General features: G+C 43.6%; 11 protein-coding genes. 6 read left to right on the top strand and 5 right to left on the bottom strand.

All coding sequences use genetic code 11. The annotated features are described in order from the left end of the window. Positions 1 to 147: 147 nt before the first annotated feature. The 5 genes from aceF to ampD form a co-directional block, all read right to left on the bottom strand. The gene (gene aceF / locus AAY47_RS05550; protein ID WP_047767710.1) at positions 148 to 1716 is read right to left on the bottom strand and encodes a pyruvate dehydrogenase complex dihydrolipoyllysine-residue acetyltransferase; all 1569 of its coding nucleotides are present in this window, start codon (positions 1714 to 1716) and stop codon (positions 148 to 150) included. Positions 1717 to 1729: 13 nt separating this feature from the next. Beyond that, entirely contained in the window at positions 1730 to 4393 is a 2664-nt protein-coding gene (gene aceE, locus AAY47_RS05545) for a pyruvate dehydrogenase (acetyl-transferring), homodimeric type (RefSeq protein WP_047767708.1), read from the bottom strand. Positions 4394 to 4631: 238 nt separating this feature from the next. Then, a complete protein-coding gene (gene pdhR / locus AAY47_RS05540) occupies positions 4632 to 5396 on the bottom strand; it encodes a pyruvate dehydrogenase complex transcriptional repressor PdhR (protein WP_047767706.1) in 765 nt (254 codons plus the stop codon). A gap of 526 nt (positions 5397 to 5922) precedes the next feature. Beyond that, positions 5923 to 6777, bottom strand: coding sequence for a beta-lactamase regulator AmpE (gene ampE / locus AAY47_RS05535; protein ID WP_047767704.1), 855 nt, complete (start codon positions 6775 to 6777; stop codon positions 5923 to 5925). Further along, the gene (gene ampD / locus AAY47_RS05530) at positions 6774 to 7325 is read right to left on the bottom strand and encodes a 1,6-anhydro-N-acetylmuramyl-L-alanine amidase AmpD (RefSeq protein ID WP_047767702.1); all 552 of its coding nucleotides are present in this window, start codon (positions 7323 to 7325) and stop codon (positions 6774 to 6776) included. Before ampD ends, ampE begins: the two co-directional genes overlap by 4 nt. A 378-nt stretch (positions 7326 to 7703) precedes the next feature. Between ampD and ppdD the strand changes: the two genes are divergently transcribed. From ppdD to yacG, 6 genes are all read left to right on the top strand, one after another. Next, on the top strand, positions 7704 to 8126 hold the full coding sequence (gene ppdD, locus AAY47_RS05525; protein ID WP_047767701.1) for a prepilin peptidase-dependent pilin: 423 nt from the start codon (positions 7704 to 7706) through the stop codon (positions 8124 to 8126). Positions 8127 to 8312: 186 nt separating this feature from the next. Then, positions 8313 to 9812: a type II secretion system protein GspE gene (gene gspE / locus AAY47_RS05520; protein ID WP_047767699.1), complete on the top strand. Its 1500-nt coding sequence runs from the start codon at positions 8313 to 8315 to the stop codon at positions 9810 to 9812. Then, a complete protein-coding gene (gene hofC / locus AAY47_RS05515) occupies positions 9809 to 11008 on the top strand; it encodes a protein transport protein HofC (protein WP_047767698.1) in 1200 nt (399 codons plus the stop codon). Before gspE ends, hofC begins: the two co-directional genes overlap by 4 nt. A 132-nt stretch (positions 11009 to 11140) precedes the next feature. Beyond that, positions 11141 to 11764 carry a dephospho-CoA kinase gene (coaE, locus tag AAY47_RS05510; RefSeq protein ID WP_047767697.1) on the top strand — a complete coding sequence of 208 codons (624 nt, stop codon included), beginning with the start codon at positions 11141 to 11143 and terminating at the stop codon, positions 11762 to 11764. Further along, complete coding sequence (zapD, locus tag AAY47_RS05505; RefSeq protein WP_047767694.1) at positions 11757 to 12515, top strand: cell division protein ZapD; 759 nt, start codon at positions 11757 to 11759, stop codon at positions 12513 to 12515. The genes coaE and zapD overlap by 8 nt, the downstream gene beginning before the upstream one ends. Positions 12516 to 12590: 75 nt before the next feature. Then, complete coding sequence (gene yacG, locus AAY47_RS05500) at positions 12591 to 12782, top strand: DNA gyrase inhibitor YacG (protein ID WP_047767692.1); 192 nt, start codon at positions 12591 to 12593, stop codon at positions 12780 to 12782. Positions 12783 to 12827 lie beyond the last annotated feature (45 nt).

The following is a 12827-nucleotide window of genomic DNA, read 5'->3' as shown; positions in this document are numbered from 1 at the left end:
GGGACGTACACACCGCGAGCAGTTTACAGAATTGTAAATAACCTGAAAAGCGCGTTAACGTGACAGAAATCCCAACCTGCCAGATGCAAGACGAAAAACTCTGTCACGGTAGTCATTATCAGGCCGGTATATTTACCGGCCTTTGCATTACATCACCAAACGGCGGATGTCGCTCATCAATTGATTAATATAAGTGATGAAACGTGCACCATCTGCCCCGTCGATCACACGGTGGTCGAAAGACAGAGACATAGGCAGAATCAGACGCGGAACGAATTCTTTGCCATTCCAGACGGGTTTCATGGAAGAACGAGACAGACCCATGATGGCCACTTCTGGCGCATTCACAATGGGTGCAAAGCCGGTAGTACCGATACCACCCAGGCTGGAGATAGTGAAGCAACCACCCTGCATGTCGGAAGCAGTCAGCTTACCAGCACGTGCTTTCTTGGAAACTTCAGCCAGTTCTCTGGACAGTTCCATAATGCCTTTCTTGTTGACATCCTTGAATACAGGAACCACCAAACCGTTAGGTGTATCAACCGCAATACCGATGTTGACATATTTTTTCAGGATCAGCTTCTGGCCATCTTCAGAAATGGAGCTGTTAAAGCGAGGCATTGCTTCCAATGCTTTCGCAGCGGCTTTCATGACAAACACCAGCGGAGTGATTTTCACGCCAAGCTGTTTCTTTTCAGCTTCTTTGTTCTGTTGCTTACGGAACTCTTCAACTTCAGTGATATCCGCTTCATCGAACAGATTAACGTGAGGGATCATGACCCAGTTACGGCTGAGGTTAGCACCAGAAATTTTCTGGATACGGCTCATTTCAACTTCTTCGATTTCACCAAATTTGCTGAAATCAACTTTTGGCCACGGCAGCATGCCTGGCAGACCGCCACCCGCAGCGGCAGGCGCTGCTTCTGCACGTTTGATCGCCTCTTTCACATAAGCCTGAACGTCTTCGCGCAGGATGCGACCCTTACGGCCAGTTCCTTTTACTTTAGCCAGATTTACGCCAAATTCACGCGCCAGACGACGAATGACTGGAGTCGCGTGAACGTAAGCGTCATTTTCGGCAAACTCATTTTTGCCTTCTGCTGGCTTGCTTGCTGCTGGCGCTGGTGCTGCTTTCGCAGGTTCAGCCGCAGGAGCCGGAGCGACTGCTGGCGCTGGCGCTGAAGCCGCACCCGCAACCTCGAATACCATGATCAGAGAACCCGTTTTCACTTTATCGCCAGCCGCGATTTTGATCTCTTTCACCGTACCCGCAAATGGTGCAGGCACTTCCATTGAGGCCTTGTCACCTTCAACTGTGATCAGTGACTGCTCCTCAGTCACAGTATCACCCACTTTTACCATGATTTCGGTCACTTCAACTTCGTCACCACCGATATCGGGTACATTCACTTCTTTGCTTTCTACTGCTACCGCTGCTGGAGCTACCGCCGCTTGCGGTGCAGGTGCAGCTTCTGCCGTACCGTTTGCGGATTCAAAAATCATGATCAGCTTGTCGGTTGCAACTTTGTCGCCAACGGCAACTTTGATTTCTTTAACTACACCCGCCTGTGGAGAAGGAACTTCCATAGAAGCTTTGTCACCTTCAACCGTAATCAGTGACTGTTCTGCTTCTACTGTGTCACCTACTTTCACCAAAATCTCGGTAACTTCAACTTCATCTGCACCAATATCAGGCACGTTAATTTCGATAGACATGAATCTTTACCTCTTATGCCAGACGTGGGTTAACTTTTTCTGGGTTGATGTTGTATTTCTTGATAGCTTCTTCAACGACTTTCACATCAACTTCGCCACGTTTAGCCAGTTCACCCAGAGCCGCAACAACCACATAAGAAGCATCAACTTCAAAGTGATGACGCAGATTTTCACGACTGTCAGAACGACCAAAACCGTCAGTGCCCAATACACGGTAATCGCTTACAGGAACGAAGCTACGGACTTGCTCTGCAAACAGTTTCATGTAGTCAGTAGAAGCAACAGCCGGAGCTTCGTTCATGACCTGAGCAATATAAGGAACACGAGCTTCTTCTGATGGGTGCAGCATGTTCCAACGCTCACAATCCTGACCATCACGAGCCAGTTCGGTGAAGGAAGTCACGCTGTATACATCGGAACCAATGCCGTATTCAGCAGACAGGATCTTCGCGGCTTCACGAACGTGGCGCAGGATAGAGCCAGACCCCAGCAACTGCACTTTACCTTTTTCACCTTCCAGGCTTTCCAGCTTGTAGATACCCTTACGGATGCCTTCTTCAGCACCTTCCGGCATGGCTGGCATGTGGTAGTTTTCGTTCAGCGTGGTGATGTAGTAGTAGATATTTTCTTGTTGCTCACCATACATACGCTCCAGACCATCTTGCATGATAACAGCAACTTCATAAGCGAATGCGGGATCATAAGAGATACAGTTAGGAATAGTCAGGGACTGAATATGGCTGTGGCCATCTTCATGCTGCAAACCTTCACCGTTCAGAGTCGTACGACCAGAAGTACCACCAACCAGGAAGCCACGCGCTTGCTGGTCACCCGCTGCCCAACACAGGTCACCAATACGCTGGAATCCGAACATGGAGTAGTAGATGTAGAACGGGATCATTGGCAGGTTATTGGTGCTGTAAGAAGTTGCAGCAGCTAGCCAAGATGAAGCAGCACCCAGCTCGTTGATACCTTCTTGCAGGATCTGGCCTTTTGCATCTTCTTTATAGTATGCAACTTGCTCACGGTCTTGCGGAGTATACTGCTGACCATTAGGGCTGTAGATACCGATTTGACGGAACAGACCTTCCATACCGAAGGTACGTGCTTCGTCAGCAATAATTGGAACCAGACGATCTTTGATCGACTTGTTCTTCAGCATAACGTTCAGTGCACGAACGAAAGCGATAGTGGTAGAAATTTCTTTGGATTGTTCTTCCAGCAGCGAGCTGAATTCTTCCAGCGCTGGGATTTCCAGTTTCTCGTCAAAGTTAACGCGACGGCTTGGTACATAACCACCCAGTGCGTTACGACGCTCATGCAGGTACTTAGATTCTTCAGAATCTTTATCGAAATTGACGTATGGCAAGTTTTCGATCTGCTCATCAGATACCGGCACATTGAAACGATCACGGAACTGACGAACGCCTTCCATGTTCATTTTCTTAACTTGGTGAGCAATGTTCTTACCTTCGGCGGTATCACCCATACCGTAACCTTTAATGGTCTGAGCCAAGATTACAGTTGGTTTGCCCGTGGTATCCTGTGCTTTTTTCAGTGCAGCGTAAACTTTCTTCGGATCGTGACCGCCACGGTTCAAAGCCCAAATTTCGTCATCAGTCATATCTTTGACTAATGCAGCTGTTTCCGGGTAACGACCGAAGAAGTGTTCACGAACATAAGCACCATCTTTAGACTTGAATGTCTGATAGTCGCCGTCCAGCGTTTCGTTCATTAATTGAACCAGTTTACCACTGGTGTCTTTACGCAGCAGTTCGTCCCAACGCTCACCCCACAGGACTTTCAGTACCTGCCAGCCAGCACCTTCGAAGATCCCTTCCAGTTCGTTAACAATTTTACCGTTACCGGTTACTGGGCCATCCAGACGCTGCAAGTTACAGTTGATGACGAATACCAGATTATCCAGTTTTTCACGAGTTGCGATAGTGATCGCACCTTTAGATTCTGGTTCATCCATCTCACCGTCGCCCAGGAAAGCGTAAACGGTTTGTTTAGAAGTATCTTTCAGGCCACGGTTTTCCAGATATTTCAGAAACTTAGCCTGATAAATAGCGGAAATTGGTCCCAGACCCATTGAAACAGTTGGGAACTGCCAGAAGTCAGGCATCAGTTTTGGATGCGGGTAAGAAGACAGGCCATTACCACCGATTTCCTGACGGAAGTTGTTCATCTGCTCTTCTGTCAGACGGCCTTCAAGGAACGCACGTGCGTAAACGCCAGGGGAAATGTGGCCCTGGAAGTATACCAGGTCACCGCCATCATTTTCGTTACGAGCGCGGAAGAAGTGGTTAAAACACACGTCATAAACGGTAGCGGAAGACTGGAATGAAGCCATGTGACCACCCAGCTCTAGATCTTTTTTAGATGCACGCAGAACGGTCATCACCGCATTCCAGCGAATAGCAGAGCGGATGCGGCGCTCTAAATCCAGGTTGCCAGGGTAAGCAGGCTCATTCTCAGCAGGAATAGTGTTGATGTAATCGCGGCTTGCAGCACCTGCAGCAACGTTAACACCACCTTTACGAGCTTCATTCAAAACCTGATCAATCAAGAACTGAGCACGTTCAACACCTTCTTCACGGATGACCGATTCGATCGCCTGTAACCAATCGCGAGTTTCGATCGGATCCACGTCATTTTTCAAAATATCTGACATGGTGTATTCCTTATCTGTTATCTATTTTCTAATGGTTATTGGAGCCTATCTTCTGGTCATACCTTTTGACGAAACTGCCTGTTATGACCGGAAGATAGGCCCTGCTGTATATTGCTGCTAAAACTCTTGAAAAGAGTTGACAAACTGTACAAACGCAGCAGTCAAATCTGTACAGTTAAGTTAGAATCCGCCCCATTCGGGAATTTGATTTGTCTATGACGTTCCAAGGGACAGGCTCTTATTCCTGATGTTGCTGGAGCCGCCTCAATGAACGCTCACGGCGAGTACGTTCACGAGTCAGATCCAATAAAACTTCTTCAATAAAGGCCAGATGACGATGGGAAGCCTCACGGGCTTTTTCCGGTTCTCTCGCCATAATAGAGCGAAAAATTTCAGCCCTGTGGTTACTAACAGCTGCCAACATTTCTTTACGGGTATAAATAACTTCAAAATTGCGCCTGATATTTTGTTCTAACATTGGGATCATACAGCGCAATAAATGCAGCAATACCACATTATGGGCAGCCTCCGTGACAACAAGTTGGTATTGCAAGACAGCATCAGATTCCGCATTCACATCACCACGTTGTTGTGTTTCTTGAATGGCAAGATGGCTTTGCTCAATGCGTTGGAAATCCTCATCAGTTCCTCTAAGGGCGGCATAATAAGCTGCAATCCCCTCTAACGCATGACGGGCTTCAAGGAGATCGAACTGGGATTCTTGATTCTCTGCAATAAGTTGGGCAAGTGGGTCGCTGAAACTTTGCCACAGATTGTTCTGCACGAAAGTTCCGCCCCCTTGACGACGGAAAAGAAAGCCTTTGGCTTCCAATTTTTGAATGGCTTCGCGTAATGAAGGACGTGATACTTCAAACTGCTTTGCCAGCTCACGCTCAGGCAGCAGTTTTTCTCCCGGGCGTAGAGAGCCTTCGAGAATGAGCTGTTCAAGACGCTGCTCAATCACATCTGATAACTTTGGTTGGCGAATCTTGCTATAGGCCATATCTGCTGTAAGCCATTCAATAAGTAAATGTTGCTTTGGACTATGCCCGACTCAGCTAAGTCTTACTGACTAAATCTTAGCCATTAAATCCTAGTTAACAGGTCAAAGTCAATTGGTAATACCAATTTAGAATACAGGGTCTTAAAGTAACAAAGTATTCACTAGCTGTCTATAAAGACCTTGGGCTAAATCATAAAAACCTGCAAATTTTAACAAAATATTTTAAATATTATTAGAAAATTATAACCAGAGAGGATTTTTAGATCGGAGATATCAGGGAGATTTAACGTTTTTTAAACGCATAGATGAGCAAAATGAAACGTTACAGCAAGATAAAAACTCGGAATTATGCAAAAAATATGAATTGAAATTCAGGAGGAAATCATTACAGACAATTCATAAGTCAATCAAAATAGCCAGACTCAAACAACGGTTCCCGATGCCACTGGTAAGTTCAAGCCGCTATCCCTAAAATTTCCCCAGCAGAAAAATAAAGGGCTTCCTGGCCCTCTATCTCTCTTGTGTGTCAAACTAATGCGCCATAAATCGTCAACAGCGCGACAATAATCACAATAGTAAAGGTCGCTTTTTTCGCTAACGTTACGGCAGCAACAGGTGTTTCTATAGGGTCAAGACGGGGTTCTTTACTTAATGCGAATTGTGCTAATTGACTAACTACCTTGTATTGTGATGACCGAAAATCAGTGAGTGATGCAATCCAGGCGGGTAAGGCTCTCTCTCCATGTCCTAACAAAGCATAGGTAATACCTGCCAACCGTGCAGGAAGCCAATCCAGCCAATGCAGTATCCCGTCAACGCCAGATTGTGCTCTCTGCACTGCCGTTGCGTGCTGGGCCAACCAACGTTGATAAGCTCTCAGGCAACCATACCCCATCAAAACCGCCGGACCGAATTGACCCAAGACAGCCAACCAAAAAATAGGGGCAAGATAATAACGGAAATTTATCCAAATCAATGAATTTTGTATCTCACGCAACCGCTCTTCTTTTGTGGTGTCAGGTAATATTCCCCGAATCATCGTCAGACGAGCAAGATACTTTTTCTGCTGCCCAAAATCATCCTGGCGCACAGCCTGAAGATATCCGCGGTAATCATGCCGCAGCCTGCCTGCACCAATACATAACAGACTGATTATGATACCCAGCACAATCGCGAGCATACCAAAAGCAACAGAGCTAGAAATATCAATAAGCTTCCATGTCAATAAAGCGACCAGAAAGGTCATGCCCAGACTACCCCATAGTGAATGTGATTTGAGTCTGGCAAAAGCGGGGGCTAGATAGCGTTCCAGTTGCCAGTGATCCCTCATCTTAAAAACACGTTCCCATGCCAGTATTAACAATAGAATAAAGAGAGTCATCCAACTCGCTCCTGCAATAATTGACGGTAATGTTCCCAATAAAAATAAGGTCCAGGATCGGTTTTCCTTCCCGGTGCGATATCGCTGTGTCCTGTAATATTGTCACGAATATCAGGATATTGGCTAATAAGCAACTCAGTAACTTCCGCTAATTTAGTGTACTGAATTTCAGTAAATTCCTCATAATCTGTGCCTTCCAGTTCAATGCCTATCGAAAAATCATTACATTTCTCACGGTCACAGTAGCAGGAAACACCAGCATGCCAAGCTCTTTTATTGAAAGGAACATATTGTACAACCTCACCATCGCGCCGGATTAAGCAGTGAGCAGAAACACGTAAGTGCTTAATTTCATCAAAAAAAGGATCGGCTTTAGGATCTAATGTTCCCATAAATAATTGATCAATATAAGGGCCACCAAACTTGCCAGGAGGTAAACTGATGTTATGAATAACCAATAATGCGGGTGTTTCTTCTTCTGGGCGCAGATCACAATGCGGGGAAATCACCTTTCTCGCACCATCAATCCACCCTTCATGCAGTTTCATTCTTTTACCTCCCCCTTAATATTTAATATCACCTTGCCCAAATCACCCTTCCAGTATGGCCAATAGCAATCAACTTCATTAAGCGTAATGCTATGGCATAAGGTGTAACAAGTTAGTTAGCATGTTAGCACCTTCAATCGGCCAATATATCGGATGGTTTCTTATTTACGGGCAGACTCGAAAAATTTGTGCAAAAAAATGTAACATAAAGTTATTTTTTCGAGCCTGCTTCATAATTTTTATTAACCATATTTTATTTTTCTCTTTTTTCTCCATGATTATTGGCACCGATACCCAATAGATTGCAACTTAAAAGATGAAGGGTATGCCTGCTATTGAACATGGCAATCAGTCCAGATATGTATACAAGGAGAAAAAATGAAACAACAAGGATTTACCTTAATTGAAGTAATGGTTGTTATGGCTATTGTGTCTATTCTCGGCGCAATTGCCATTCCCAGTTATCAGGGATATATCCAAAAAGCCGCATTAACCGATATGCTACAAGCTATTGTGCCTTATAAATCAGGTGTGGAACTGTGTCGCTTCGAGGCTGCAAATTATAAAAATTGTCACTCTGGTCACCCTTCCATTCCATCAGGCCACAATAGCCGCTATATCAGCACCATTTCAGTAAAAGAGGGGGAGATAACGATAGTGGGTCAGCAAAACCTTAATGGACTCCATGCCACGTTAAAACCTATTCAGGATACGAAGACGGGGTTCACTCAATGGGAAGCGATTTGTGAATCTGAAAATGAATCGTTAAAACTAAAATGTCAGGAAACCTTGAAATTTTAAACAGTTATTTTCATTCCTGACAGGCTTTAAATTAAAGAGAAAACCATTATACCAATCCAACTTCAAGATGCGTGTTATATTTTCTTTCCCGCGCAGCGGGGAGATATAAGGCCTCGCGTCGTCTTGCGGATTACAATTTGAAGTTTATCGAGTATAAGTCACACCAATATTAAAGGAATAAAGATAATGATAAATAAGGATCACCTTTTAATGGAAAAAGAAATAAAAGAGCTGTGTCAACGACATCAGGCCATTATTATAAAAAAAGATTTCCATACAATCACAATTGCCTGTAATAAACCACCTAATGAGGATTTCATTGCCGCACTGAGATTTATTTCAGGTTTAATCGTTAATGTAGATATTTGGCCACAAGCAAAAATAGAATCGATGTTGACACAAGAAAATTCATTAATGTCAGCAAAAAATTACTGTTCAGAAAGTGATGAAGAGGAACCGTACCGTATAAATCACCTTGATAGCCACCATACTCATTATCATGATGCAATACAAACCAACAATCTCCATGATGAAGAAATAGACACACCCGTTATTCAATTAGTTAATCAGACAATATTAACTTCAATACAAAAAAGAGCTTCAGATATTCATTTTGAACCATCTCAACGTGGTTACCAAATACGTATTCGAGTTGATGGTACATTACATACCATGCAGGCACCTCCTCCTCAAATGAATACGGGTATTCCTGCTCGCTTAAAAATCATGGCAAAACTCAATATCGCTGAAAAACGCCAGCCTCAGGATGGGCAATTTGACTGGAGTGATAACAAAAACAGTTATGCGATTCGTATATCAACACTCCCCACACTACATGGAGAAAAAATAGTCCTGCGTATTTTAAATACCATACATCAACTATCTCTGGAACAGTTAGGATTGCCTGAACCACAATTACAACTTTTACAACAAAAACTCCATTTTCCACAAGGGATGATTTTAGTCACTGGGCCGACTGGCAGCGGAAAGACAGTCACATTGTATAGCTGCCTGCAATATTTAAACCAAGCGAAAAAGAATATCTGTAGTGTCGAAGATCCTGTCGAAATTCCTTTAAATGGCATCAACCAAACACCAGTTAATAACAAAATTAGTCTGGATTTCGCCAAAGTTCTCAGAGCATTATTGCGCCAAGATCCCGATATTATTATGGTTGGCGAGATCCGTGACAATGAAACCGCTGAAATATCAATGAAAGCAGCTCAAACAGGCCACTTAGTTTTATCAACCCTGCATACCAATTCCACTATTGATACGTTATCTCGCCTGCATAATCTGGGAATTTCTGGCTATACCACAGCCTCATGTGTGAAACTAATTATTGCTCAGCGACTGGTTCGTAAGCTTTGCCCCCATTGCCGACAACAAGACAGTATATCCACAGAGATCCCTAATATTACTGGTTCAGCATCTATAAAAAAATGGAATGCGGTCGGTTGTGATCACTGCTTTTCTGGCTATTACGGCAGAACTGCTATCTATGAATTTCTCGAAATCAAACCTGAACTCCAGCAAGCCCTGTCTGAGTGTTCTAACGCCAGCTTCCCACATCTACTTACCTCACAACAAGATGCAACGCTTTTTTCCGCAGGGCTGACATTAGCGGAAAAAGGAATCACCACTCTTGAAGAGATTTATCAGATTACAGGCCATGAGACAGTATGAAAATAGAATATATTTACCAATGGCAGGCAATTAACAAGCATGGAAAAGCCATAACAGGGGAGAGTATTGGGCACAATAAAAAAAGTGTATTCCAATACCTCAGCCATCTCGATCTTCAACCCTATACCATTAAATGTAAAAAAATTATTTATTACAGCAAAAAGGAAATTGCCTATCGTCTGCATTTTATTCATCAGTTAAGTACGTTACTGACTTCAGGCATCCCTTTACTCAAGGGACTGACTATTTTACTGCAAGAGTGTAAATATGCTCTCTGGCGATGTGTATTGATGGATATAATTCAGAAAATTCGTCAGGGAGAGGCATTCTCCACCACACTCGAACACTATCCGAAGCTATTTTCTCCCTTGTTCTGTCAGCTTATCGCAGTAGGAGAACAAACCGGCCAGCTTGAAAACTGCTGCCAGTTAATCATTAATCGGTTGGAACAGCAAAATAGGCTGGGGAAGAAAATTCAAAAGGCTTATCACTATCCCTTGATAGTCGCTTTTGTGAGCTTTTTGGTTATTATTCTGATGTTGATCTTTGTTCTGCCAGAATTCCGACAAGTCTATTCTTCGCTAAATGCCACCCTGCCCTTGTTAACACAGTGGGTTCTATCAGGATCTGATTTATTGATCCATCATGGCGTATTACTATTGTTAATAATATTTATATTATTAACCAGTTATCTATGGCTACGTCACCGTTTTCCCATTTTTAAAGCAAAAGAAAAAATGCTCTTCCTGAGATTCCCTATTTTTAAGCAACTCACTATTTATCAACAGACTAATCAAATATTTCATATCCTGTTTATGACACAGAAAGCGGGATTAACACTAATGGCGGGGCTTGAATGTGCCCTCATAGCAACTCAGCATCCTGTTTTTATTGCTGGCGTGAAAAACCTGCACAGGCAAATTCAACAAGGCATACCAATGAGTGACGCATTAAAACAAACAGCATATTTCCCTGCGCTATGCCAACAATTTGTCATGGTAGGTGAAGAATCAGGAGAATTAGAATTATTTTTATTCAATCTTGCAGAATGGTATCAAGAAAAATCAATCAACCTTGCTGATAGATTGGTTCAATCATTAGAACCTTTGTTGATGTTAATAATGGCCTTGATTGTCGGTTTATTATTGCTGGCTATGTACCTGCCTATTTTTCAATTAGGTGCAATATTAACTTAACAAGGTAATTACATATTTCATTATCTTTTCCCAAGACGGCCAAAGCAGGAATTGTACGTGTTTGTTTATAGCCCATCAGCGTCCCTTGAGTTACAATTCGATTATGCTATCAGAGATATTTAAAGGGATAGAATGACTTATATTGTTGCACTTACGGGTGGAATTGGTAGCGGTAAGACGACTATCTCTAATGCATTTTCATCCCTTGGTGTCCCGCTTGTTGATGCAGATATTATCGCCAGAGAAGTTGTCGCTCCTAGCACCCCCGCACTACAAGCAATCACCACGCGCTTTGGGACCAATATATTATCGCCCGATGGTAGCCTTAATCGCGCAATGTTACGCCAAAAAATTTTCGCTGCCCCAGAAGAGAAACAGTGGCTCAATGCTCTTTTACATCCACTGATCCAAATAGACACACAGCGGCAATTAACCCAGGTGACTGCCCCCTATGTCATCTGGGTTGTTCCTTTGCTCATTGAAAACAATTTAATGCATTTGGCAGATCGTGTTTTAGTTGTTGATGTCCCAGTTGAAGTACAGATTACCCGAACCATGGCTCGTGATGGAGTAAGCCGTGAGCAAGTAGAAAATATTCTGGCTGCACAGGCCAGCCGTCAGGACAGACTGGAAAAGGCAGATGATGTCATCGTTAACCACAGCAGTGAACAAGATCTTACCTCTCGTGTGGTCGAGCTACATCAACAGTATTTAAAACAAGCAAAATCAGTCAGACAGGAAAACCGTAATGAGTGATGCACCATCCACTATTATTTTTGAACATCCACTCAATGAAAAAATGCGTTCATGGTTGAGAATTGAGTCTTCACTACAACAGTTGGAAAAACAACGTCATCTGAATTCTCAGACGAGTAGCCTTTCGTTTTTTCGTACAATTGCTGAATTAATTGAGATCATGGAACGCGGTGAAGTCCGCTCTGAGCTATTGAAAGAGCTGGATCGCCAGCAAGCGAAATTAAAACAATGGCTCAGCGCTCCGAATGCCGATACGGCGATGATCCATAGTTTGACAGAGCAACTTAAAGAACGCAGTACAGCCTTGAACCAAGCCCCACGGCTTAACCAATTTATCAAAGAAGATCGGATTATCAGCATGGTACGCCAACGTCTCAGCATTCCCGGAGGATGTTGTAGCTTTGACCTGCCAACATTGCACCTGTGGCTACATTTACCACAATCTGTCAGGGATAAATCCGTCACAGCCTGGCTGGACAGCCTTAATCCGTTACAACAAGCCTTAGAAAACATTCTGGAACTCATACGCCACTCCGCCGCTTTCACCCCTAAAGTCAGCCATAACGGATTTTATCAGGGGAATGCTGATGAAGCCGATTTGTTGAGATTAAAATTGGACGTGGTGCCAGATACATTGGTTTACCCACAAGTCTCCGGCTACAAAACACGTTTCGCTATCCGTTTTTTACCAATGGATAGTGAACATGGTGTTGTACCTGCCCATTTGTCATTTGAATTGGCCTGCTGTTAACATAGGCCCAATAAATTTCAAGCTGTGATGTGAAAATGGAGGGTATGACCTTCAAATCAAGCGGGAGAAAGTATTATGTCTGAAGTATTGACTGTCGAATGTCCAACGTGTGACAACACAGTAGTATGGGGAGAAATTAGTCCACATCGCCCATTTTGCAGTAAACGTTGCCAATTAATCGACTTGGGTGAATGGGCCAGTGAAGAAAAACGAATAGCAAGCCAAAGTGACAGTCCAGAAAATGATAACTGGAGTGAAGAGCCTTAATATCACGTAACATATGTTATAGCGGTGCCTGTTTTATTTGGCGCC

Source organism: Xenorhabdus griffiniae, assembly GCF_001028135.1.
Classification (GTDB): Bacteria; Pseudomonadota; Gammaproteobacteria; order Enterobacterales; family Enterobacteriaceae; genus Xenorhabdus; species Xenorhabdus bakwenae.
Note: the sequence above shows the minus strand (reverse complement) of the source record. Positions and strands in the feature narration are given on the sequence as shown.